The sequence below is a fragment of the Nonomuraea sp. NPDC048881 genome (genome assembly GCF_040649795.1).
Classification (GTDB): Bacteria; Actinomycetota; Actinomycetes; order Streptosporangiales; family Streptosporangiaceae; genus Nonomuraea.
The window spans coordinates 1-22639 of the sequence record NZ_JBEZGC010000015.1 but is presented as its reverse complement, the minus strand read 5'-3'; the positions used below and the strand labels follow the sequence as shown (position 1 = coordinate 22639).

20 protein-coding genes and 1 pseudogene are annotated in these 22639 nt (G+C 74.0%); 9 read left to right on the top strand and 12 right to left on the bottom strand.

The window, feature by feature from the left end; all coding sequences use genetic code 11:
* Positions 1 to 36: 36 nt before the first annotated feature.
* Together AB0C33_RS38080 and AB0C33_RS38075 are read right to left on the bottom strand one after the other, a co-directional pair.
* Positions 37 to 648, bottom strand: a complete 612-nt coding sequence (locus AB0C33_RS38080) for a dihydrofolate reductase family protein (RefSeq protein WP_358296868.1) — start codon at positions 646 to 648, stop codon at positions 37 to 39.
* Positions 649 to 722: 74 nt separating this feature from the next.
* The gene (locus AB0C33_RS38075) at positions 723 to 1565 is read right to left on the bottom strand and encodes a helix-turn-helix domain-containing protein (RefSeq protein WP_358296865.1); all 843 of its coding nucleotides are present in this window, start codon (positions 1563 to 1565) and stop codon (positions 723 to 725) included.
* A gap of 405 nt (positions 1566 to 1970) precedes the next feature.
* Here AB0C33_RS38075 and AB0C33_RS38070 point away from each other — a divergent pair, with 405 nt between their 5' ends.
* The 6 genes from AB0C33_RS38070 to AB0C33_RS38045 all read left to right on the top strand — a co-directional run bounded on the left by AB0C33_RS38070 (position 1971) and on the right by AB0C33_RS38045 (position 9424).
* The gene (locus AB0C33_RS38070; RefSeq protein ID WP_358296862.1) at positions 1971 to 4667 is read left to right on the top strand and encodes a LuxR C-terminal-related transcriptional regulator; all 2697 of its coding nucleotides are present in this window, start codon (positions 1971 to 1973) and stop codon (positions 4665 to 4667) included.
* 3 nt (positions 4668 to 4670) lie between these two features.
* The gene (locus tag AB0C33_RS38065; RefSeq protein ID WP_358296859.1) at positions 4671 to 5558 is read left to right on the top strand and encodes an alpha/beta fold hydrolase; all 888 of its coding nucleotides are present in this window, start codon (positions 4671 to 4673) and stop codon (positions 5556 to 5558) included.
* A 157-nt stretch (positions 5559 to 5715) separates the two neighbouring features.
* Complete coding sequence (locus AB0C33_RS38060; protein ID WP_358296856.1) at positions 5716 to 6120, top strand: YbaB/EbfC family nucleoid-associated protein; 405 nt, start codon at positions 5716 to 5718, stop codon at positions 6118 to 6120.
* A complete protein-coding gene (locus tag AB0C33_RS38055) occupies positions 6113 to 6487 on the top strand; it encodes a hypothetical protein (protein WP_358296853.1) in 375 nt (124 codons plus the stop codon). Before AB0C33_RS38060 ends, AB0C33_RS38055 begins: the two co-directional genes overlap by 8 nt.
* Entirely contained in the window at positions 6484 to 9036 is a 2553-nt protein-coding gene (locus tag AB0C33_RS38050; protein WP_358296850.1) for an ADP-ribosyltransferase, read from the top strand. Before AB0C33_RS38055 ends, AB0C33_RS38050 begins: the two co-directional genes overlap by 4 nt.
* Positions 9037 to 9052: 16 nt before the next feature.
* Positions 9053 to 9424 (top strand): hypothetical protein, encoded by a 372-nt coding sequence (locus AB0C33_RS38045; protein ID WP_358296848.1) that lies wholly within the window; start codon positions 9053 to 9055, stop codon positions 9422 to 9424.
* A 33-nt stretch (positions 9425 to 9457) separates the two neighbouring features.
* Here AB0C33_RS38045 and AB0C33_RS38040 read toward each other — a convergent pair whose 3' ends face one another.
* Genes AB0C33_RS38040 through AB0C33_RS38020 form a run of 5 tightly spaced genes read right to left on the bottom strand, consistent with a single transcriptional unit; the run spans position 9458 to position 16182 of the window.
* Positions 9458 to 10636, bottom strand: coding sequence for an amidohydrolase (locus AB0C33_RS38040; RefSeq protein WP_358296845.1), 1179 nt, complete (start codon positions 10634 to 10636; stop codon positions 9458 to 9460).
* Positions 10637 to 10691: 55 nt separating this feature from the next.
* The gene (locus tag AB0C33_RS38035; RefSeq protein ID WP_358296842.1) at positions 10692 to 12503 is read right to left on the bottom strand and encodes a S9 family peptidase; all 1812 of its coding nucleotides are present in this window, start codon (positions 12501 to 12503) and stop codon (positions 10692 to 10694) included.
* Positions 12503 to 14290, bottom strand: coding sequence for an N-acetylglutaminylglutamine amidotransferase (locus tag AB0C33_RS38030; protein WP_358296840.1), 1788 nt, complete (start codon positions 14288 to 14290; stop codon positions 12503 to 12505). The genes AB0C33_RS38035 and AB0C33_RS38030 overlap by 1 nt, the downstream gene beginning before the upstream one ends.
* Positions 14291 to 14321: 31 nt before the next feature.
* Positions 14322 to 15539, bottom strand: a complete 1218-nt coding sequence (locus AB0C33_RS38025; protein WP_358296837.1) for a glutamate--cysteine ligase — start codon at positions 15537 to 15539, stop codon at positions 14322 to 14324.
* A gap of 52 nt (positions 15540 to 15591) precedes the next feature.
* A complete protein-coding gene (locus tag AB0C33_RS38020; RefSeq protein ID WP_352360203.1) occupies positions 15592 to 16182 on the bottom strand; it encodes an XRE family transcriptional regulator in 591 nt (196 codons plus the stop codon).
* A gap of 126 nt (positions 16183 to 16308) precedes the next feature.
* Here AB0C33_RS38020 and AB0C33_RS38015 point away from each other — a divergent pair, with 126 nt between their 5' ends.
* The gene (locus AB0C33_RS38015) at positions 16309 to 17343 is read left to right on the top strand and encodes an alpha/beta hydrolase (RefSeq protein ID WP_358296834.1); all 1035 of its coding nucleotides are present in this window, start codon (positions 16309 to 16311) and stop codon (positions 17341 to 17343) included.
* Here the strand turns inward: AB0C33_RS38015 and AB0C33_RS38010 are convergent.
* On the bottom strand, positions 17227 to 18132 hold the full coding sequence (locus AB0C33_RS38010) for a MerR family transcriptional regulator (protein ID WP_358296832.1): 906 nt from the start codon (positions 18130 to 18132) through the stop codon (positions 17227 to 17229). The genes AB0C33_RS38015 and AB0C33_RS38010 overlap by 117 nt on opposite strands.
* A 22-nt stretch (positions 18133 to 18154) precedes the next feature.
* Entirely contained in the window at positions 18155 to 18961 is an 807-nt protein-coding gene (locus tag AB0C33_RS38005; protein ID WP_358296829.1) for an alpha/beta hydrolase, read from the bottom strand.
* A gap of 173 nt (positions 18962 to 19134) precedes the next feature.
* On the opposite strand from AB0C33_RS38005, the gene AB0C33_RS38000 reads away from it, so the two are divergent.
* Positions 19135 to 19452, top strand: a complete 318-nt coding sequence (locus AB0C33_RS38000; protein WP_358296827.1) for a hypothetical protein — start codon at positions 19135 to 19137, stop codon at positions 19450 to 19452.
* 13 nt (positions 19453 to 19465) lie between these two features.
* On the opposite strand, the gene AB0C33_RS37995 is transcribed toward AB0C33_RS38000, so the two are convergent.
* The 3 genes from AB0C33_RS37995 to AB0C33_RS37985 form a co-directional block, all read right to left on the bottom strand.
* Positions 19466 to 20791 (bottom strand): serine/threonine-protein kinase, encoded by a 1326-nt coding sequence (locus AB0C33_RS37995; protein WP_358296824.1) that lies wholly within the window; start codon positions 20789 to 20791, stop codon positions 19466 to 19468.
* A gap of 77 nt (positions 20792 to 20868) precedes the next feature.
* A complete protein-coding gene (locus AB0C33_RS37990; RefSeq protein ID WP_358296822.1) occupies positions 20869 to 21690 on the bottom strand; it encodes a helix-turn-helix transcriptional regulator in 822 nt (273 codons plus the stop codon).
* 134 nt (positions 21691 to 21824) lie between these two features.
* Positions 21825 to 22322: a GyrI-like domain-containing protein gene (locus AB0C33_RS37985; RefSeq protein WP_358296819.1), complete on the bottom strand. Its 498-nt coding sequence runs from the start codon at positions 22320 to 22322 to the stop codon at positions 21825 to 21827.
* A 129-nt stretch (positions 22323 to 22451) separates the two neighbouring features.
* Here AB0C33_RS37985 and AB0C33_RS37980 point away from each other — a divergent pair.
* Positions 22452 to 22639 (top strand): annotated as a pseudogene (locus AB0C33_RS37980) (nuclear transport factor 2 family protein); the annotation flags it as partial.

Below are 22639 nucleotides of genomic sequence, written 5' to 3'. Positions count from 1 at the left end.
GTTCCGCGGGGACCTCGCGCGGATCGTCGGCCGCGACTAGCGGCGCACCTTGTACCGCAGGTGCAGCACCCCCTCGCCCTGGACGACCACGTGCGGGTCCGCCAGGAGGTGCTGCCCGGCGACGCGGCCGAAGTAGGGCTTGCCGGAGCCGAACACCACCGGCACGACGTCCATCGCCACCTCGTCCACCAGACCGGCCGCGAGCAGCTGGCCGCCGACGTCGCCGGCGTTCACGCTGACGACCCGGTCCCCGGCGAGCTCCTGGGCGCGGGCGACGGCGGCCGTCACGTCGGCGGCGAAATGGTAGGACGCCTCGGGGTGCCAGCCCTCGGGCTTGGGCCGGTGGGACACCACGACCACGTGCTCCCCCGCGGGCGGCCGTCCTTCCCAGCCGTTCACCAGGTCGAACAGGGTGCGGCCCATGATGATCACGCCGACCGACTCCCAGATCGGCCGGACGTACTCCGCCGACGCCTTGGAGACCCTGAAGCGGCCGCCCGCGCCGGAATGGTCGTAGTCCGGGTCGTCGCCCAGCGTGAGCGGGGTGTCGCCGTTCCAGTACCAGTCGTGCAGGGGGCCGACGTCGTCGTTGCCGTCGGCGATGAAGCCGTCCACCGACACCGCGCTGTTCATGATCACTGCGCCCACAGGGTCTCCTCGGTCCTCGTCAGAAGTGCGCCTGCGATCCTGCCGTCCCGGAGGGCTGCCGGGCTTGTAGAAAATCAATCGGCGGGCATCGGGCCGTCGTCCGGCGGGAAGCCCCGCTCGGCGGGGAACCGGCGCCGCAGGGCCAGGTACCCGGTCGGGGTGTGGCCGGTGAAGTCCTTGAACTCCCTGCTGAAGTGGGCCTGGTCGAAGTAGCCCGCCGTGTGGGCGAGCGCCGTCCAGTCGACCGGGCGCGACGCGTCCACGGACAGGATCATCCGGGCGAAGCGGTAGATCCGGGCCACCCGCTTCGGGGTGACGCCGACATGGGACTTGAACTGCGCGGCCAGGTGGTTGCCGCTCACCCCGGCGGCGTCGGCCAGCGCGCCGACCGGGACCGCGCCGTACGTGGCCGCCAGGCGGCCGCCCGCGTGCCGGACCAGGTCGAGATTGCGCGACGCCGTCCCCGCGAACCGCGCCCGCAGCTCCTCCTCCACCACCCGCAGGACGCCGGCGGCCGAGGCGAGGTCGCCGGCCCGGTCGCGGATCCGGTCCAGGGACCGCTGCCAGAGGGCGTCGGCCGGCACCCACCGGTCGCGCAGCTCGCCCGCCGGCACGCCGACGAACGGCGTCATCCCCCACGGCTTGAAGTGCACCCCGACCAGCCGCACCCGGGCGGGGTACTCGTAGCGGAACCGCCTGGTCCACATCCCCATGAACCAGCCGTCGGCGAACACCGCCGGCGGCACGGAAGGGTCGGAGTCCCACAGACGGGCGGGGTCGCCCAGGTTGACGAACAGGTGTCCCGACGGCATCGGCGGGACGTTCATCAGCCGGTGTCGCGGCACCCCGGTCAGGCAGTAGATGTCGTCGATGAACCGGTCGAGCGGCGGCGCGGGCACCCGTCCGACGTATTCCATGGGACCAGTGTGGCCGAGGTGATCGGGGCCCTGCACCGAATCTTCACCTCGGGTGCGCATCGGCCGCAAACCGGTCTGCTTCGATGTCGGCGTGACCGATCGGAGCGGGCCGTCGTCCGGGGCCGGGGATGTTCGCCGGCCCTTCGGCTGCGCGCTCCCGGCCGTCGCCGCGATCGCGTGCGCGGCGGCTGCCGTGGGCGGCCCGGCGGCTGTGGCCGCAGCTCCTCCTGACGGTGCTCGCCCTCGCCGTCACGCTCGCCGGGCCCGTTGCGCTGACCCTGTACGACGTGGCCACCCAGGGCACCCCCGGCGACTGCGTCCTGCCCTGGTGGCCTGCGTGGCTGCCCACGTAGGGACGGTCTCCGGTGCTCGGCGAGCCGGGCCGCGCGCCTAGGGTAGGGGCTTGTGCTCTACGGCAGATCTGCGGAAATCAGCGTTCTCGACGAGGTGATCGCGCGCGCCCGCGACGGCGCCGGCGGCGCGGCGGTGTTGCGCGGCGAGGCGGGGGCGGGCAAGACGGCCCTGCTCGACGCGGCGGCCGCGCGCGGCGGCGCGATGCGGGTGTTGCGGCTCACCGGCGTCGAGTCGGAGTCCGACCTGGCGTTCGCGGCGCTGCACCAGCTTCTGTGGCCGGTGGCCGGTTCGCCCGGCGTGCTCGACGCGCTGCCCGAGCCGCAGCGCCTCGCCGTCCGCGCGGCCCTGGGGCTGGCGGCCGGGGGCGCCGGTGACCGGTTCCTGCTGGCGGCCGGCGTGCTCTCGCTGCTGGTCGAGGCCGCCGCGCCGGACGGGCTGGTCTGCGTGGTGGACGACTTCCAGTGGGTCGACCGGGCCTCGGCCGACGCGCTGCTGTTCGCCGCCAGGCGGCTCGCGACCGAACGCGTCGCGATGCTGCTCGCGGTGCGCGGGGACGCCGCGGTCAAGGGCGTGCCGCTGACGGTGGAGGTGCGCGGCCTGGCCGAGACCGCAGCGGACGAGCTGCTGGCGTCCCGCCACGGCACGCTGCCCGTCCAGGTGCGGCGCGAGCTGGTCACGCTGACCGGCGCGAACCCGCTCGCCCTGCGCGAGATCGCCGCCCGTCTGACGCCCGCCCAGCTCGCCGGACGCGAACCGCTGCCCGACCCGCTGCCCGGCGGCGCCCGGCTGTTCGGCGACCGGGTGGCCGCGTTGTCCGCCGCCGCCCGGCTGGCCGCCCTGGTCGCCGCCGTCGAGGGCGACCTCGACGTGGTCCTGCGCGCCACCGGCCGGCTCCTCGCCGAACGCGCGGAGTCTGAGGCGGAGGCCGGGCGGGCGGCGTTGGCCGAGTTGGAGGAGGGCGGGCTGGCGGAGGTGTCGGGCGCCGGCGTGCGCTTCCGCCACCCGCTGATCCGTTCCGCGGTGCACGAGGCGGCCGCTCCGGCCGAGGTGCGCCGGGCGCACGCCGTCCTGGCGGAGCTGACCGCCGACGACCGCCGCGCCTGGCACCTGGCCGGAGCCGCCCTGGGCCAGGACGAGGAGGTCGCCGCCGCGCTGGTGGCCGCCGCCGGCCGGGCCCGCGACCGCGGCGGGTACGGCGCCGCCGCCACCGCCCTGGCCAGAGCCGCCGAGCTGACCCCCGAGCCGCGCGAACGCGCCGTCCGGCTGAAGGACGCCGCCGTCGCGGCCTGGCTCGGCGGCCGTCCCGGCCAGGCGGAGTCGCTGCTGGCCGAGGCGCGCGAACGGGCCGGCGGCGACGTCGGCGTGACCATGGAGATCGCCCAGCTCCGCGGCCGGTTCGAGCTGAACTCGGGCAACGCCGCCGAGGCCGTGCGGATCCTGGCGGCGGGCGACAGCCTGGACATGCTGGCCGACGCCTCCGAGGCGGCCGCGTACGTCGGCGACACCGCGATGATCGTCGAGCTCGGCCGCCGGGCCGCCGCGCACCCGGAGGGTTTCCTGCGGGACACGGTGGCCGGCATCGGCCTGACCCTGGGCGGCGACGCCGCCGGGCCCGGACTGCTGCGCCGGGCGCTGGCGCGGGCCGGTGAACTGAAGGACCCGGCGGGCCACCTGTGGGCGGCGGCCGCGGCCAGCCAGCTCGGCGAGACGGACCTGGCCGCCGAGCTGAGCGACCGGGCCGGGCAGGTGGCCAGGGTGTCGGGCATGGCGGGGCAGTTGCCGGTCGTGCTGGAGTTCGTGGCGACCGCCGAACGGCTGGCCGGGCGGCTGGCGCGCAGCCAGGCCCTCTCGGAGGAGGGCCTGGAGCTGGCCCGCGAGGCCGGTTACGAGAACACGGTGGCCGCGCACCTGGCCAACCTGGCGGTCGTGGCGGCGCTGCGCGGCGAGGAGGAGGACTGCGAGCGGCAGGCCCGCGCGGCGCTGGCCATCGCCGTCCCCCATCGGGTGGGGCTGCGCGCGGGGGTGGCGGCGTACGCGCGGGCGATGCTCGACCTGTGCCTGGGCCGGCACGCGGCGGCGCGCGACCGGTTCGCGGCCATCGCCGCGGCCGGGCCGGGCACCGGGCATCCGGCGGTCGTCTGGCGGACGACCCCCGACCGCGTCGAGGCCGCCGTCGGAGCGGGCGACGAGGAGGGCGCGCGGGCGGCGCTGGAGGCGTACGAACGGGGGTCGCGGCACGCGGCGACGCCCGAGTCACGCGCGCTGCTGGCGCGTTGCCGCGGCCTGGCCGAATCGCACGAGGACGCCTTCGACGAGGCGCTGCGGCTGCACACCAACCCCTTCGAGGCGGCCAGGACGGCCCTGCTGCTGGGCGAGCGGTTGCGCCGCGGGCAACGTCCGGGCGAGGCGCGGGCGCATCTGCGGATGGCGTGGGAGACGTTCGAGCGGGCGGGCGCGCGGCCGTGGGCGCGGCGCGCGCAGGAGGAGCTGCGGGCCGCGGGCGAGAGCGGGCAGGCGCCGCCCGCGGCCGTGCTCGACGCGCTGACCCCGCAGGAGTTGCGCATCGCGGGCCTGGTCGCCGACGGGTTGTCGAGCAAGCAGATCGCCGCCCAGCTCTTCCTGAGCCCGCGGACGGTCGAGTACCACCTGTACAAGATCTATCCGAAGCTCGGCATCGGCTCCCGTACTGATCTGGCGCGGCTAGTAGTTCTACAGAAGGCGCCCGTAGCCGGGCCGGGCAAGCTGTGAGGCATGCAAAACGTGAACATCTGGAGTGAAGAGTTCGGCGCCGCCACCGACGAGCCGATCCTGCTGATCATGGGTTCGATGTCGCAGGGCGTCCTGTGGCCGGACGAGTTCGTCGGGCTGCTGACCGCGGGCGGCCGCCGGGTGATCCGGTACGACCACCGTGACACCGGCATGTCGGACACGGTCGACTTCGCGGCGCACCCGTACACGTGGGACGACATCAAGGACGACGTCTACCGGGTGATGGACGCGCACGGCCTGGACAGCGCGCATCTGGTCTGTCACTCGGCGGGCGGGCTGCTGGGGCAGTTCGTCGCGGTGGAGCGGCCGGAGCGGGTGCGGTCGCTGACGGTCATCGGCTCCTCGCCGCTGGGCGGCGGCGAGGGGCAGGTCATCATGCGGGCGCTGCTGGGCCAGCCGCAGCCGGAGGGCAGCCTGCCGGTGCCGCTGCCGGAGTTCGTGGCCTTCTACCAGGCCCTGATCGCGTCGCCGCCGCCGCAGGACCGGCGGGCGGCGATCGAGGGCATGATCGCCGAGCAGCGTCTGCTGCACGGGACCGGGCTGCCGTTCGACGAGGACGCGGCGCGCCGGTTGCAGGAGCGCATCTACGACCGGGCGCGCGACCTGTCGGCGACGGTCAACCATCGGCTGGCGGCGGGCGCCAAGCCCGATTTCGAGCCGGTGGGCGTGCTGCACCAGGTCAAGGCGCCGACGCTGGTGATCGAGGGCACCCACGAGGTGGCCAAGCCGGGTCATGGCGCGCTCATCGCCGAGCAGGTGCCGGGGGCGCGGCTGATGATGGTGGAGGGCCTGGGGCACACGCTGCCGCCGGAGGTGCACGAGGAACTGGCCACCGCCGTCCTCGCGCACACGGCCCCTCGCGATCGTTGACTCCGTGGTCCCCGCCGGGTCGGCTCGCCGGCCCGGCGGGCGGGCGGGTTTCGGATGGCCTGAACTGCTCGTTTTCCGTCCGTAAAGAGATTTAGTACGGTAGGCGTCCACGTTACAGCTGCGGCAGAAGTCGCCCCTGGTACGAGAGGTACGCCGTTTGAGCGACGAGTTCGGGCTGACAGTCGAAGCGTTGGCCAGGGAGTACAACCGGCAGGCCCGCGAGCTGCGGACGGCGTACGGCAAGCTGTCGGAGCTGGTGGCGACCGCGCAGAGCCGCGACGGCCTGGTCAGCGTGACGGTGGGGCCGCGCGGTCAGGTGCAGGACATCGCGCTGGACCCCCGGGTGTACCGCAGGCTCGCGCCGTCGCAGCTCGCCCGCTCGATCATGGAGCAGATCGGCGCCGCCACCGAGCAGGTGGCGGACCGGACGAAGGAGCTCATGACGCCGTTCATGCCGCAGGGGCTGCCTCTGGAGGAGGTGCTGGGCGAGGGGACGGGCATCGAGTCGTTCCTGCCGAAGCCCGTGCGGCTTCCGCCGGAGGACGGCGCGGCGCATGAGTGACACCCGCGGCCAGGGATACAAGGCGGTCTTCAGCGGTCTGCGGCAGCGTTCCGCGCAGGCCGACGCCAGCGCCACCGCCCTGCGGGACCTGTACAGCGCGCTGGGCGCCGTCTTCTACCGCGAGGGCAACCCGCTGGGCGACGACCACTACGGCAGGGAGCTGGCGAAGAACCAGTACAGGATCGAGAGCACCGTCCTGCTCGCCTTCGACGCCTACATCCAGGCGGTGGAGGCCGTTCGGGACGGGCTCCGGGGCAACGCGCGGAACTACGAGGACGCCGAAGGCCCGGACACCCACGACGCCGGGTATCAGGCCCCGCCCCTCGACGGCCAGGCGCCGTCTCCGCCGAGTCTGCCGGGGACGTGAGCTTGGGGTTCGACGGTTTTCTCGTCCCTGACTGGGCGAAGCCGTTCGTCGGCTACGCCGTCGGCATGGACTGGCCCGAAGGTGACGAGGACGGCTGTTTCCGGCTCGCCGACGCGTGCGCGTCCACCGCGCGGGGCGTCCTGGAGGCGCGGGGCGTGGCGGTCTACACCCGGCTCGGCGACGACTGGGACGGCGACGCGCTGCGGGAGTTCGTCACGTACGTCCAGGAGGGGCCCGATCAGATGCTGGCCGAGCTCGTCAAGGAGCTCGTCTCGGCCGCCCTCCACTACAACGATCTCGGCGTCCAGGTGCAGTACACCAAGCGGATGATCGAGGTCTCGGTCTGGTTCCTGATCCTTCAGCTCATCTGGCTGCTGGCTGCGGCGGCCGGCCCCTGGGGACCGGCCGCCATGGCCGTGGCCGGCTCGCGGATCCAGCTCACCCGGCTGGCCATCGCCCAGCTCGGCAAACGGCTGCTGATCAACATCGGGCTGTTCGGCGGACTGATGGGCGGCATGGACCTCGGGGTGCAGGCCACGCAGTCCCGGCGCGATCACGTGGACTGGGACCAGGTCATGACATCGGCCGGCACGGGCGCCCTCCTGGGCGCCTTCCTGACGGGCTTCACGGGCATCCTGCCCCCTCGGTCGATGCTCGGGTTGATGGGCCGTTCGGGCCTGGCCGGCGTGGCCACGGACGTGGCCACGCAGATCTACGGCGGGCAGCCGTTCGACCCGGACAGGCTGCTCAAGAGCCTCACCTCCGGCGTGCTGGGCGGCGCGGACGCGCACTGGGCGAGCTGGAGCCCGGGAGCGCACGTCAAGCCCGACGCCGGCCCGCCGGCGCACTCCCCGGTGAATACGACGGTGAATTCGCCGGTGAATTCGGCGGTGAATTCGGCGGTGAAGTCCGGCGTGGACCCGGGTTCCGCCGCCACGCTTCCCCCCGAGTGGCTGAACGGCGCGTACCACTCCTACGACCACCAGCCCACGTCGTCGTCGTACTACGCGGACGGTTCGGCGGGGCTCCCGGCCGGGCACTGGCCGGAGAGCACCACGCTGGCCGGCGCGGCCGCCAAGCAGGACCCGTCCTTCGGCGGCGGGCACGACTTCGACGCCCTCCTCAACGACGTGCGGGCCGCGGACGGGCCCGCCGCCTCCCACGCGGGCGGGGGCGTCCTGCCCGGCGGCGCCGCAAAGCCGCAGGGACCGTTCCGGATCCTGGAGAACCCCGGCAAGTCCGGCGACGGCTACGTGAGCGGCGGCCAATGGGGCAAGTACGGCGCGGCGGGCGTGCTGATCCGGGGCATCGACCCGCACGGCGAGCCGCGTTACCTGCTCATGCAGCAGAGCGAGCTGGTCTCCAACGCCGGCAAGTGGCAGCTGCCCGGCGGCGCGCTCGACAGCCTGGAGAGCCCCGTGCACGGCGCGGCCCGGGAGATCAGCGAGGAGCTGGGCGTCGACCAGGTCTACCTGGACGAGCTGCGGCTCAAGGGAGAGCACGCCGTGCACGTCGGGGACGACGGCTGGACGTACACCAACCTGGCCGCCGACGGGCCGATGTTCGCTCCGAAGCTCGACACGTTCGAGACCAGCGGCGCCCAGTGGTTCACGCTGAAAGAGCTCACCTCGATGGCGAACGGCGACAAGCTGCACCCCGCCCTGGCCAAGGCCCTGCCGGACATCCTGGGCCTCTACCACCAGGACGCGGGACCGGCCGCCGCCCCGCCGAAGGACCACTACACCGCGCCGGACACGGCCGGCCGGGTCAAGCCCCCGGTGGACTTCGACGCGCGCTCCGGCGACCTGTCCCCCTCCCCCCTGCCCCATGGCAAGGGCGGCGCGCCGCCCGCGTACTCGGGGCTGGTCGCCGACGGGCCGAACCCGTCGCTGGGGCAGACGATCCGCCGTACCGAATCGGGCCTGTACTACACCGCGCCCGCGCCGCACGTCCCCGTGGACGCGCCCTTCGGCTCCCGCATGGTCTCGGCCTCGTTCGGCGAGGCCGTCTGGTCGGACGTGTCCGCCGGGCTGTCCCAGGCCGAGCGCGCGGCGGCCAAGGAGTACTCCGAGGGCGGCTACCTGGGGATGAACGACTACCTGCGGTACGGCGACTCCTCCATCGAGGGCCTGACGCCCGAGGAGGTCGCCAAGAACAAGGCACGTATCATCGCGGAGATCGAGCTGCTGCAGGAGATCATGGAACGCCGGCCGGTCCCCGAGACGATCGACGTGTTCCGGACGCTGCGGCTGACCCCGAAATTGTTCACCGTGCCCGTCGAGGAGCTGGCGGGAACCGTGCAACGTGACCCCGCCTTCTTCTCGACGAGCATCGGCGACGGGCCCGCCTCCCCCGGGGCCGGGCACGTGGAACTGCACCTGCGCGTGCCCGAAGGCACCCCCGCCTTCTACCTGGACCTGCTCAGCCGGCACCAGGAGAGGGAACTGCTGCTCGGCACTGGTTTGTCATGGTTCGCCGAGGACGTGCAGCGCAAGGACGGCCGATGGCACGTCTACGGCTGGGTGCTGCCGCCCGAGGCCGACGGCTGACGGGAAGGACGAAGAGATGTCGCTGAAGGACCAGCCCGAGTTCCGGACCGTCCACGCCCCGGACGCCTACCCCCGCACGACGACGGCCGCGGTCCGCTACGTCCCGGTGCTCAAGGACGGCGCCGTGATCGGCTACCTGTGGGCCGCCGCCACGGACGACGCGGCCCAGTACGTGCCGCGCGAGCAGGCCGGTGACGCCGCCTTCGACGCCGCCGTGGTCTGGACCCGGCGGCTGCGCTGGGCCAAGGCCAACGGCGTCACCCCGCTGGAGGCGCTGCGGCACTGGGCGGGCGAGGCCGAGGACGCCCGCGCCGGGCAGGTTCCGGTGCGGCAGCCGTTCGAGCTGCCGTCCCTGCGCGCGCTGGAGGAGCTGGCCGCGGCCGCGTGACGTCCCGCCGCGGGGCCGCCCGCGGACCGGGCCTCACCGAGCAGGCGCCGCGGGAGCGCCGGCGGGCAGGGCGCGGCGCGCCAGCGTGACGTAGAAGTCCGTCCCCGTCCGCAGGACGGCGTCGTTGAAGTCGTACTCCCTGCTGTGCAGCGGGTCGCCGCCCCGGCCGGGTTCGGTGCCGTTGCCGAGGAAGGCGAAGCAGGCCGGCACGGCCCCGGCGAACACGCCGAAGTCCTCGCTCGGCATGACGGGCGCGCAGTCGGGGTCGACGCCGTCCTCGCCGGCGACCGCGACGGCCGCCTCGACCGCCGCGGCGACGCAGGCGGGGTCGTTGACGGTGGGCGCGAACTCGTGGGTGTAGGTGACGGCGCACGTCGCGCCGTGGGCGGCGCCGATGCCCTCGCAGAGCCGCCGGACCCGGTCTTCCAGGAGTGCGGCGACGGCGGGGTCGAAGCTGCGGGTGTCCCCTTTGATGACGACCTCGCCGGGGATGGCGTTGCGCGCGCCGTCGGTGCTGATGTCGGTGCAGGACACCACGGCGGGCAGCGCGGGGTCGACGTTGCGGGCGACGACCGTCTGCAGGGCCAGGACGATCTCCGCGGCCACCACGATGGGGTCGACGACCATGTGCGGGCGGGCGGCGTGCCCGCCGCGGCCCCGGATGCGGATCTCGAAGTTGTCCTCGCCGGCCATGATGCTCCCGGCGCGGGTCAGGAAGTGGCCGGCGGGGACGCCGGGCCAGTTGTGCAGCCCGTACATGGCCTGGACGGGGAAGCGGGCGAGCAGGCCGTCGTCGAGCATGGCCCGCGCGCCGCGGCCGGGCTCCTCGGCGGGCTGGAAGACGAACCGGACGGTTCCCTCGAAGCCGCCCTCGGCGGCCAGGACGGCGGCGGCGCCGAGCAGCATCGCCATGTGCCCGTCATGGCCGCAGGCGTGCATGAAGCCGGGGTTGCGGGAGACGTGGTCGTGCGTGCCCGGCTCGTCGAGCGGCAGGCAGTCCATGTCGGCCCGCAGCCCGACGGCCCGGCCGGTGCCGCCCCTGGTCAGGGAGGCGACGACGCCGGTGCCGCCGACGCCGGTGACGACGTCGAGGCCCGCCGCCTCCAGCGCCGCGGCGAGGTAGGCGCTCGTCGCGTGCTCGGCGAAGGCCGGCTCGGGCCGCCGGTGCAGGTCGTGCCGCCAGGCGCGCAGCCGGGAGTCGAGGTCGGTCACGAGCGGGTCCTTCCGTGCCGGTGGGGCACCATGATGGACGCGTCCGGCCGCCCGATCAATGCGGGGCGGGCCGCAGGTGCTCGTCGAGCCAGTTCAGCACCTTGGAGACGAGGCTGATGCGGTTGGCGCGGTTGCGGATCTCGTGGCCTTCGTCCTCGAAGAGCAGCAGGTCGCAGGGCACGCCGCGGGCGCGGGCCGCCCCGAACGCCTGCCGGGCCTCGTGCACCGGCACGTTGGTGTCCTGCGCCCCGTGCACGACCAGGAGCGGGGCGGCCAGCCGGTCGAAGGCGCGCAGCGGGGACAGGGCGTGCAGCAGGTCGCGGTCCGCCTCCGGGTGCCCGTACTCGGACACCGCCGCGGCGGCGATCCACGGTTCGGTATGGGCGTAGAAGGTGGCGAAATCGGCGATGCCGCTCATGTTCACGCCCGCGCGGAAGAGGTGCGGATGGGTGACGAGGGCGGCCAGGGTCAGGTAGCCGCCGTACGACCAGCCCATGCAGGCGAGCCTGGACGGGTCCGCCGCGCCCGTCCGCACCAGCGCGGCGGCGCAGTCGGCGACGTCCTCGACCGCGCGGAAGCGCAGCGCCAGGTCGTCGGCCTGGCGGAAGGCCCGCCCGTACCCGCCCGAACCGCGCACGTTGGGCGCCAGCACCCCGATCCCGGCGGCCAGGAGGTTCTGGTAGAGCGGGTTGAAGGTGGGGCGTTCCTGGTCCTCCGGCCCTCCGTGCAGCGACACCACGAACGGCGCGGGCCCGTGGACGTGCGCCGGGCGGTAGAGCCAGGCGGCCAGCTCCAGCCCGTCGCGGGCGGGGAAGCGCAGCAGCTCGGCGCCGGTCGCGACCGGGAGCCGCCCGGCCCCGGCGGCGTACCGGTACGTCCCGGAGGTCAGGTCGCACAGCAGCACGTGCGAGGGCTCCTCGGGGCTCTCGGCGGCGAGCACCGCCGTGCGGCCGTCCCAGGCGACCCGGACCGAGGTGACCACGTCGGCGGGCGGCGGCGGAAGCGACCTGACGTGCGCGGCGGGCAGTTCCACGACGTCCAGCGCCGAGCGGCCGTGCTCGTTCCACAGCAGGACGCCGCGGCGGCCGTCGGCGCTGAGCGCGAACCGGTCCAGCTCGGCGTCCGGCCGCTCGGCCAGCACGACGGGATAGGCGTTGCGCCGCACCGCCAGCAGCGCGGCCCGGTCGCGGCCCGCGTCCGACACCAGGTAGGCGATCTCGCCGTCGGGCGACAGGACCCCCTGGTCGGTCGAGCCGGGCAGGCCGGGCAGCAGGTCGCGCTCGCCGCCCGGCGGGTGACCCGGGACGGCGTCGGCCGCGTACATCCGGCGCAGGCCGCGCGGCCCGCGCCGGAGCAGCATGCGCGCGTGGTCGCGGCTGACCGCGGCCGGCCACAGCAGCTCGCCTGCGGCGATGACCTGGCGCGCGCCGGTGACGGCGTCGGCCAGCTCGGCCCTGGTCAGGCCGGCGGCGGAGGTCTCGGCCACCAGGACCGACTCGCCCCGGCCGGTCCAGCGGACGAGCGCGGCCGACCCGTGCGGCGGGACGGCGAGCGGCCGCAGCTCGCCGCCGTGCGGGCGCACGGTCCACACCTGCGTGTGCTCGCCGCCGCCCGGCGCCACCAGGACCGCCAGGTGTTCCCCCGTGGGCCCCCAGCTCACGTCCACGACCGGGTGGTGGCCGGTGTCGACCGGCCACGCGTCCAGATCCGCGCCGAGCGGCTGGACCCACACCCGGGGCACGCCGTCCTGGTCGCCGACGAAGGCCACGGCGCTGTTGTCGGGCGCCAGCGCGGGCCGGCGGCAGTTCCAGGCGCGCAGCGCGGCGGCCGACGGCAGGTGCGACAGGTCGCCGAGGATGTCCGGCATCACATCTGGTGGGCCTGGAGCCACAGTTCGAGCAGGCCGATCTGCCACAGCGTGTTGACGCCGGTCGTCGCCCTGTCGGACTCGGGGTCGGCCAGCAGCCGCCGCACGAACTCCGGACGGAACAGGCCCCGCGCGCGGGCGGCCCCGCTGGTGAGGGCGTCCCGGACGAGGTCGAGCAGGGGCCCTTCGACGTGCCGGACGGCGGGCACCGGGAAGTAGCCCTTCGGCCGGTCGACGATCTGCGCGGGCAGCAGCCGACGGGCGGCGTCCTTGAGCACGCCCTTGCCGCCGTGGGCCAGTTTGAGCCCGTCGGGGCAGGCGGCGGCCAGCTCGACCAGGTCGTGGTCGAGGAACGGCGTGCGGGCCTCCAGCCCGTGGGCCATGGTCATGTTGTCGACGCGTTTGACCGGGTCGTCGATCAGCATGGCCGTGGTCTCCAGGCGCAGCACGGCGTCGAGCGCGGTGTCGGCGCCCGGCCGCGCCACGTGCTCCCGGACGAAGTCGCCGCTGACGTCCCGGTCCAGCAGGTAGCCGGGGGCCAGGACGCCGGACAGCTCCTGGTGCGGGCGGTCGGCGAACTCCCTGCGGTAGACCTCGGCCGCCCGCTCGCGCGGCACGCCCGCCAGCGGCGGGAACCAGCTGTAACCGGCGAACACCTCGTCGGCGCCCTGGCCCGACTGCACGACCTTCACGTGCCGGGCGACCTCCTGCGACAGCAGGTAGAAGGCGACGCAGTCGTGGCTGGCCATCGGCTCGCTCATGGCGCCCACCGCGCGTTCCAGCCCGTCCAGCAGGCGGTCGCCGGGGATCCGGATGCGGTGGTGGTCGGTGCCGAACCGGCCGGCGACCAGGTCGGAGTAGGCGAACTCGTCCCCCTGCTCGCCGCCGGCCGCCTCGAAGCCGATGCTGAACGTGGTCAGGCCGCTCTGCCCCTCCTCGGCCAGCAGCGCCACGATGAGGCTGGAGTCCAGGCCGCCGGAGAGCAGCACGCCGACCGGCACGTCGGCGACCATCCGGCGGCGCACCGCCGTGCGCAGGGCGTCCAGGGTGGCCGCGCGCCACTCCTGCTCGCTCAGCCCCGCGTGCTCGGGCATCGCGGAGCGGCTGTAGGGCGGGTCCCAGTAGCGGTGGTCGGTGCTCGTGCCGTCCGCCTCGACGACCCGCACGGTGGCCGCCGGCAGCTTGCGCACGCCCGCGAGGATCGTGCGCTCGCCGGGCACGAGCGAGTGGAAGGTCATGTAGTGGTGCAGCGCCACCCGGTCGATGCCGGTGTCCAGGCCGCCGCCCGCGGCCAGGGCGGGCAGCGTCGAGGCGAAGCGCAGGCGGCGGGCGTCGTGGCTGACGTACATGGGCTTGATGCCGAGCCGGTCGCGGCCGAGCACCAGCCGGCCGCTGTCCCGCTCGTGGATCGCGAAGGCGAACATGCCCTTGAAGTGGCCGACGCACTCGGCGCCCCACCGGTGGTACGCCTTGAGCAGCACCTCGGTGTCGGAGGTGGAGTAGAACCGGTAGCCCGAGCCGCGCAACTCCTCGCGCAGCTCGCGGTAGTTGTACAGGCAGCCGTTGAACACCACCGCCAGGCCGAGCCCGGCGTCCACCATCGGCTGGGCCGCCTTCTCCGACAGGTCGATGATCTTGAGCCGCCGGTGGCCCATCGCGACGGCCCCCTGCGCCCACAGGCCGGAGCCGTCCGGCCCGCGGTCGTGCATGGCGTCGGTCATCCGGCCCACCGCGCCGATGTCGGCCTCCGCGCCGTCGAACCTGAACTCGCCGCTCAGCCCGCACATGCCAGCACCCCCGTCTCGCCGAGGCCGGCCATCAGGCCGCCGGCCGGCACGAAGGGAGGTCGTGGTCGCCCGTCGGCCGGTCCCACTCGCAGGTGCGGGTCTCGCTGAGCACCAGGTCGACCACGTCCGCCAGGCTGCCCCGCTCGGCGTACGCCGCCCGCTGGCGGGCCGCCGACGTGCCCGTCTGCAGGACCTGCCGGGTCAGCCCGGTCACCAGCTCCCAGTCGCCGGCCGCCTCCAGTTGCGGGCGCAGGCCCGTCACCAGGTCCTCGACCACCTCCTTGGCCGGGCGCGGCACGCCCTCCACCGGATCGACCAGGTCGCCCTCCAGCCCCCATCGGGCCGCCTGCCAGGTCGCCGCGCGCGCCGCCTCCACCTGCACCTCCGGCCCGGGGCCGCGGCGCGCCGCGGCCACCTCCCTGGCCACCAGCGCCCGGAACAGCCCGGCGATCAGCACGACGTCCTCCACCCGGGGACAGGCGTCACAGATGCGCAGCTCCACCGTCGGCACATGTTGCGAGGGCCGGACGTCGAAATAGAGCATCCCCGCGTCGCTGATCACCCCGGACCGGATCAAACCCCGCACCATCTCCTGGTACTCGGCCGCCGAGCCGAACTTGCCGATCGGCCCCGTCGTCGGCCACCGCTGCCACACCAGCGTGCGGTAGCTGGCGTAGCCGGTGTCGGCCCCGTCCCAGAACGGCGAGCTGGCGCTGAGTGCCAGCAACGGCGCCAGCCAGGGCGTCAGCCGGTGCGCCACCGCGACCGCCAGGTCCGGGTCGGGCACCTCGGCGTGCACGTGCGTGCCGCAGATGAGCTGCTCACGGGTCAGCACCTGGAAGTCGCTGAGCATCTTCTCGTATCGCTGGTCGGGGAAGACCTTCACCTCGTCGAGGTCGGCCAGCTGCGGCGTGCCGGCCGCCGCGATCCCCAGCCCCAGCTCGTCGGCGGTGGAGATCAGCTTGCGGCGCAGGCGGCACACGTCGCGGGCCAGGTCGTCCAGGGCCAGGAACGGCGCGCTGTTGGCCTCGACCATCGACCGCTGCAGCTCGTGCGTGAAGCTCTCCTCGGGCAGCGCGCTCAGCAGCGCCCCCGCCCGCGCGGTCACCCGGCGTGTGGTCGCGTCGACGATGTGGTACTCCTCCTCCACACCGACCCGGATCGCTCCCCCGGACCCCTCCACGGTCACCACTCCCATCATCAGGCATTCGAAGCCACCCCCTTCTCCCCCGAAAACGGGCTTCAGCACCTCTTGACCTCCACAAATGAAGGTCAGGCCGCGAATACGGCCTGTCGGATGCTCAGTGAGAGTGCCGGTGGGGGTCGGCGTGGATGTGGGTGCGCATGCCTTGGGGGTCGAACAGGATGAGCAGCTCGACCGTGCCGCCGTCGGCGCTGCCCAGCCAGTGGGGCATGGACGTGTCGAACTCGGCCGCCTCGCCGACCGGCAGCGTGAGGTCGCGGTCGCCGAGGACGAGCCGCAGGCGTCCGGTGAGGACGTAGAGCCATTCGAAGCCGTCGTGGGTCTGCGGGGCCGGTTCGAGCGGTTCCGGCCGCGCGGGGATGATCATTTTGAACGCGTGGACCCCGCCCGGCCGCCGGGACAGCGGCACGAACGTCATCCCGAACCGGGTGATCGGCTTGAGGTGGATCCGGGGGTCGCCGGTGCGCGGGGCGCCGACCAGGTCGTCGAGCGGGACGTCGTAGACGCGGGCCAGCGGCAGCAGCAGCTCCAGCGTGGCCCGGCGCTGCCCGCTCTCCAGCCGGGACAGCGTGCTCTCCGAGACGCCGGTCGTGGTGGCGAGCTCGGCCAGGGTGATGCCGCGGTGACGACGCAGGGCCCGAAGGCGCGGCCCCACCGCGCCCAGCACCTCGTCCATGTCGTCGTGCACGACGGCCATCTTGCCATAACCGCAAGTTTTCGTGCCAGATCGGCGGGCTGCTGGTCGGATTGATCCCACACTGATCGACGGCAGCACCGGCCGTCGACCCCGCCACTCTCCTCAGGACAGGACCACATGACCACCGCTCCACGGCCGTCGCCGGGCCGTCTCGCCCGATCCGCGCGCACGGCCGCGACCGTCGCGCTCGCCCTCCTGCTCCCGCTCGGCGCCACGGCCTGTTCGACGCCCGCCGCCGCTCCCCCGTCCGCCGCCTCCTACACCACCGCCACCCAGGACGACCCGCGCTTCGGCACGACGTTCCGGCACGAGTTCGCCGACGTGGACGGCGTGCGCATGCACTACGTGAAGGGCGGGACCGGCACGCCGGTGGTGCTGATCCACGGCTGGCCCCAGACCTGGTACGGCTGGTGGCCGATCATGCCGGACCTGGCCCGGCACCACACCGTCTACGCCGTGGACCTGCCGGGGCTGGGCGACAGCGAAGGCTCGCCCACCGGCTACGACAAGGCCACGCTGGCGCGGTACGTGCACCAGCTGATCGCCGGGCGGCTCGGGATCCGGGACGCCGCCGTCGTCGGCCACGACTTCGGCGCCGCGGTGGCGTTCCAGTACGCGAGCCGGTTCCCCGCCGACACCGCCCGCCTCGGCTACCTGGACCTGCCGCTGCCCGGCCCGGCCGTCGACGCGGCCACGTACCGGTCGCTGAGCTGGCACATCGCCTTCCACTCCCAGCGCCGGGTGCCCGAGGCGGTGGTGGGCGACGACGTCCGCGAGTACCTGGCGCTGTTCTACCCCCAGGTCTCCTACGGCGGAACGGCGTTCGGCGGCACCTCTCAGCGGTCCCCGTTCACCGACGCCGAGATCACCGAGTACGCCCGCACCTACAGCCGGCCGCAGGCCCTGTCGGGCGGCTTCGAGCTCTACCGCGCCCTGGACCAGGACGTGCGCGACACGACGGCGGCGGCGCCGGTACGCGTCCCGGCGCTGCTCATGACCGCCCAGGGGCAGCTCGACGCGATCCGGTCCACGGTGTCACCCCGCCTGACCAGGATCGTCCGCGCGGTGGACGTCCCGCGCGCCGGGCACTGGCTCGTCGAGGAGAACCCCGGTTTCGTCACCGCCGAGCTGGAGCGGTTCCTCGACGGCTGACCCGGCCGGCGACCAGGACGGCGGGTCCACCCGTTCCAGCTTGCTCCAGCCGGTCCAGCCCCGCCGGCGCAGCAGCTCGATCAGCCGGCGGGCGGGCGGGACGGCGTCGAACGCCAGGGCGTCCATCAACCGGACGAACTGCGGTTCCACGTCGAGGTCGTCGACGTAGCCCTCGTCCCGCTCGCCGGTCAGCCGCGTGAGGCAGGCGGCCAGCTCGTCGGCCAGCTCCTCCAGCCGCGGGTCGTCGGCGGACCGGGTGAGGGCCTGGCCCAGGTTGCGGAAGAAGCCGACGAAGTCCGGGTCGTCGAGCTGCTCGCGTTTGCGGGCCATCCACTCCGGCACGCGTCCGGGCGAGTGCGCCGCCAGCAGGATCCAGCCGTCGCGTTCGGCCTGGACGACGTGGTCGTCCACGCCGAGTGCCCGCAGCCGGTCGAGGTAGCCGACCACCTCCGGCGGCAGCGCCAGGCCGTCCCCGGCGGCCAGCCGGGCGATCCGGGCCCGGTGGCGCTGCTGCCGCCGGATCTCCGCGCGCAGCCGCCGGTCGATGTCGGCGAGCGCGGCGGCGAACTCCTCCTCGCCGGCCCGCAGCAGCTCCCGCACCCGCGCGAGCGGCACCCCGGCCTCGGCGAGGGCGCGGATCCTGATCAGCTCGACCGCGGCGGCGGCGTCGTACCTGCGGTAGCCGTGGCGGTCGCGCTCGGGCTCCGGCAGCAGTCCCTTGGCGTGGTAGTGCCGCACCGCCCGCACGGTCACCCCCGCGTACGAGGCCAGTTCGCCGATGGTCAGCATGGGACCAGCCTTCCAGAGCTCGTCAAGAAGCCGCCTGCCGGATGATCCGGGCGATCTCGGTGGCGTGCGTGAAGACCAGCCCGTGGTCGGCGTCGAGCCACGTCGTGGCGATGCGCGGCTGTCGCCGGACGAGCCGCTCGACCCCGGCCCGCCAGTTGCGGTTGAACCGCGCGGCGGGGCCGCCCTCGCCGGCCATCGAGGTCGACATGATCATGCTGATCGGCCGGTCGATCAGGGAGTACCGGGACAGGATCTCGGACCGCACCACGTCGATCTCGACGTTCAGGTCGAGGATCTGGCGCGCGGTGAGCAGCACCTGGCGCGGGGTGCCGCGCCGGGCCTGCTGCTGCGCGGCCAGCTCCGTCCACATCGCCCGGAACGCCGGCAGGACGTCCTCGGTGAGGAACGGCTCGGGAACCGGGTTCGCCCCGTCGATCAGGACGAGCCCGGCGACGCCCCCGGGATGCCGGGCGGCGTGATGGACGGCGAGGTCGGCCCCCAGCGAGTACCCCACGAGCACGGGGGGCTCGCCGAGGCCGAGCCGGCCCACCCGGGCGATCACGGCGTCCAGGTCGCCGAGGAACGCCTCGAAGGAGTACCGGTCCGCGGCCGGGGTGCGGCCGTGGCCGCGCAGGTCGAAGGTGACCACGTCGTGGTCGCGCCGCAGCAGCTCGATCAGCTCGCCGAGGTCGGCCTGGGTCGCGTTCAGCCCGGGGCACAACACCAGCGGGCGGCCCCGTCCGCCGCGGGACAGCGGGATCGTGAGGCCGTCGTGGTGGGCGGTCAGCTCGCCGGACGGCGGGCGGTTCGTACTGGTCGGAGAGGTCATGCCCCCATGCTGGGACATTGACCCTGCGTCAGGGGAAGAGCGCCGGATCGCGGCCCGGGGGCGCGGGTTCTCCCGGTTCGGCATGATCCTGCTAGCCTGATCGCCGTTTCTGCCGGAGCGCGGGAGCCGAGCCTCTCGGCCCGCGCCGCCATGGAGTCTGGGGCCGACTGACGATGAGCGCGGAAGAGGATTTCCTGCAGGTCGGCGCCGAGCTGGCCGACCTGGGGGTGCGGGTCTCCAGGATGATGGGGAGGCCGGCGCTCAAGGACCAGGCGGGCAAGGTGTTCGCCAGCCTGCAGCGTGACGGCGCGATGGTGTTCCGGCTGGTCAGGGACACCCCTGAGCACGCGGCCGCGCTGGAGCTGGCCGGGGCGTGCCTGTTCGATCCCTCGGGCGAGGGCAGGGTGGTCAAGGACTGGGTGGTCGTGCCGCACTCCTCGGCCGAGCAGTGGACGGATCTGGCCGAGGCCGCCCTCAGCCGGCCCCGCTGACCGGCGGGCGCCCCTATGACGGGTGTGCCCGGCGCCTCGACTCCCAGGCCCAACCGGCCGTGAGCACCAGGACGGACGTGATCACGATCAACGGGATCACCCAGATGCGGTCGCCACGCCCGACGTCGGCCATGGCCAGGAACACGGCGATGCCGTCGAAGGCGAGCGCCACGGCGCCGGCCCCGGCGAGGAACCCGGCGGCGCCCCCGGCGACCGCGACGGTCGTACCGGTGAGCGGCCTCAGGAACCGGGCGACCCGGGCGCACAGCAGGCCGGCCAGACCGGCGTCCAGGACGAGGACGGCGGCCAGGGCGGCGCCCCAACGGTGTCCCGTCACCAGCGAGCTCATGTAATCCCAGGGGTCGTCGGCTTCGACGAGGCCGAGCACCTTCGTGAGGCCGAGCACCGCCAGTACGGCGACGGCCGCCGTCATCACCGTGACGGCCCTGCGTTGCCACCCCAGCCCGGGGACCTCGGCGGGCGGCAGAACCTTGGTGCGGTCCCCGGCATCGACCCGGCCCGGCTGCTGCTCGCCGAGCAGGGCCGGCGCCTCCTCGGCGGTCGGCCTGCCGTGCGGATCCTTGTCGAGCAGCCGGGTGATGAGCGGCGCGAGCCGGCCCGCCCGGCGTGGCGGCGGGGGCTCCGCCAGCAGGACGGCGGTCAGCGTGGCCGGCTGGGTGTCGCGGCGGAACGGCGAGACGCCCTCGACGGCCTGGTAGAGGGTCACGCCGAGGGAGAACAGGTCACTGGCCGGGAGCCCGTCGGTGCCGCGCAACCGTTCGGGGGCCGTGTACTCGGGTGAGCCGACGAGCATCCCGGCGGTCGTCAGGGCGGTGTCGGCGGTGTGGACGGCGATGCCGAAGTCGGTGAGCAGCACTTTGCCGTCCGCGGAGAGCATGACGTTGGCCGGCTTGACGTCGCGGTGCACGATGCCGGCCCGGTGCGCCGCGCCGAGCGCCGCCAGCAGCCCTGCGGCCAGCTGTGCGGCGCGGTCCACCGGCAACGGCCCGTGCGTGTCGAGGTGCTCCTGCAGTGACCGGCCCTCGACCAGCTCCATCACGATCCAGGGCAGCCCGTCCTGGACGATGTCGTGGACGGCGACGACGTTCTCGTGCGCCCGGAGCCGGACGGCGTTGCGCGCCTCGCGTGCGGTGCGCTCCAGCCGCCTGTCCTGCTCCGCCTGCGGCAGGCCGGGCGGCAGGCGCAGTTCCTTGATCGCCACCTCGACGTCCAGGACCTGGTCGTGGGCGCGCCAGACCTGCCCGAACCCGCCGGCGCCAAGAAGGGCGACCAGCCGGTAACGTCCGCCGACCAGGTGACCAGGCTGCGCCGATGTCATGACCGTCCGCCCTCTTGCCCTGCATGTCGATGATCACAATAGCCACCGGACGGGGTGGCCGGCGGGTCACAGGACGATCAGAGGCCGCCGGGGTCGAGGCGGGCGCGCAGGGCGCTGGGCGTCTCGGCGAGGTGCTTGCGGACCGTCCGGGTCAGGTGCGCGTGGTCGGCGAAGCCGTACATGGTGGCCAGCTCGGCGAGCTGGGCGCCGCCGTCGGCCAGGTGCTCCAGCACGGCCCGCACCCTCAGTTCGTTGCGGTACTCGCTGATCGTGCGCCCGGTGACGTGGCGGAAGATCCTGCCGACGTGCTTGGGCGAGGCGCCGACCAGCCGCGCCAGGTCCTCGGCCCCGTCGTTGAGATGACCGCAGGAGAGCGCTTCCTGCACGGCCAGGGCCATGCGGCGGTGGATCACCCGCGTCGTGGGCGGCGCGCCGGGGCCGGGCCGCTCGGTCCGGGGCGGAAGAGCCGCCAGCAGGCTCCGCACCCGTTCACCCACCTCCAGGGGGTCGGCGCCCTTCCTGCAGGCGGACAGCAGCTCGCGATGGCGCAGGTCGAGCAGGGCGCTGATCGCCAGCATCCAGCCCGGGGCGCCCTGGACGCCCGCGACGTGCTCGTCGTAGGCGTCAGGGGTCAACGCGATCCAGGTGTAGCGGATCTCGCCCGCCGACGGATAGGCGAAGCGCTCCTCCAGCCCTTCGCTGGTCACGTAGCCGCCGGCCGCGTCGAGGAAGGAGTCCTGCCCCGACGCGTGCCGGCGGAAGCCGCCCATCCGCATCAGCACCACGGCGTGGCCGACGTCCGGAGCCCACGGCGACCAGCCCTTGACCTGCCCTCCCGTGCGCATGTCATGGACGGACACGCCCGAGCCGGGATCCTTGCCGAGCTCCTGTCGCCACATGACATCCAGACTCGCCGCCCGATCGCCCTCACCGGCGCCGCGATCATCGCGATTCGGCAACACCTGGGCCGGTGGCGCGATCGTCCGGCGGAGCGCGACGCCGGCGAGGGGGCCGTGACGGCGGGCGACCGGCGTCAGCGAATCGGCTGGATCAGCTGGGTGCGCCAGGTCTCCGGGGCCGGCCAGCTCGCCGGATCGGGTCGCGTGTCGAGGTCGAACCAGTGGTAGACCTCCCACGCCCCGCCGTCGGGCTCGTGGTCGTGCTTCCTGAGCCATGCGTCCAGCAGGGCGTAGGTCTCGCCCAGACTGTCGTGCGATCCGAGGTGCCAGGTGGCGACGGCCGTGCCGCCCGGCAGTTCGGCGGCGGCGACCCGTCCCGCGCCGAGCGGGCGTCCGGCCACGGGCACGCCGACCTCCACGTCCGTCTCGTCCCCCGCGAAGGTGTGGTACCTGACGAAGGGCTGCCCCTCCACTCGCACGCCGGACTCCTGGGTGTACTTCCACAGTTCCGCGAACCCCGCACCCTGGGCCTCCGCCAGGCGGGCGATCGCGACCGTCGTCCTGATGCTCACCGTGGTCCGGGGATCGCGGTGGAGGGTCTCGAATGTGCGCTCGTGCGGCTGTCGCGTCATCGTCGTCCTTTCCTGGCCGGCAGATCGAGTCTCATCCTGTCCGAACCGGTCGGGGCAAGGCTTGAACATCGGTGCGCGACCGGCCTCCGTATGCTGTACGGTACGTTGTACGACTTGAGGAGGAGCAGCATGTACCAGCCGAGCGCCGAGGAACTGAAGAACATCGACGATTGGTTCGCCGCCTACGACGCGCTGGCCGAGGAGGGCGCGATCGAGCAGCTCGCCGACCTGGCGGTCTTCCCGATGAACGTGGCCACCGACGTGCCCGGCGGCCACGCGAGCGTCCGCCAGTGGACGCGGGCCGAGTACGTCGAGGG

Coding starts and splice junctions, on each gene's coding strand:
- AB0C33_RS38075 (WP_358296865.1), bottom strand. CDS start 1,565: ATGGAATACGTCGGACGGGTGCCCGCGCCGCCGCTCGACCGGTTCATC.
- AB0C33_RS38065 (WP_358296859.1), top strand. CDS start 4,671: ATGCAAAACGTGAACATCTGGAGTGAAGAGTTCGGCGCCGCCACCGAC.
- AB0C33_RS38055 (WP_358296853.1), top strand. CDS start 6,113: ATGAGTGACACCCGCGGCCAGGGATACAAGGCGGTCTTCAGCGGTCTG.
- AB0C33_RS38045 (WP_358296848.1), top strand. CDS start 9,053: ATGTCGCTGAAGGACCAGCCCGAGTTCCGGACCGTCCACGCCCCGGAC.
- AB0C33_RS38035 (WP_358296842.1), bottom strand. CDS start 12,503: ATGCCGGACATCCTCGGCGACCTGTCGCACCTGCCGTCGGCCGCCGCG.
- AB0C33_RS38030 (WP_358296840.1), bottom strand. CDS start 14,290: ATGTGCGGGCTGAGCGGCGAGTTCAGGTTCGACGGCGCGGAGGCCGAC.
- AB0C33_RS38015 (WP_358296834.1), top strand. CDS start 16,309: ATGACCACCGCTCCACGGCCGTCGCCGGGCCGTCTCGCCCGATCCGCG.
- AB0C33_RS38010 (WP_358296832.1), bottom strand. CDS start 18,132: ATGCTGACCATCGGCGAACTGGCCTCGTACGCGGGGGTGACCGTGCGG.
- AB0C33_RS38005 (WP_358296829.1), bottom strand. CDS start 18,961: ATGACCTCTCCGACCAGTACGAACCGCCCGCCGTCCGGCGAGCTGACC.
- AB0C33_RS38000 (WP_358296827.1), top strand. CDS start 19,135: ATGAGCGCGGAAGAGGATTTCCTGCAGGTCGGCGCCGAGCTGGCCGAC.
- AB0C33_RS37995 (WP_358296824.1), bottom strand. CDS start 20,791: ATGACATCGGCGCAGCCTGGTCACCTGGTCGGCGGACGTTACCGGCTG.
- AB0C33_RS37990 (WP_358296822.1), bottom strand. CDS start 21,690: ATGTGGCGACAGGAGCTCGGCAAGGATCCCGGCTCGGGCGTGTCCGTC.
- AB0C33_RS37985 (WP_358296819.1), bottom strand. CDS start 22,322: ATGACGCGACAGCCGCACGAGCGCACATTCGAGACCCTCCACCGCGAT.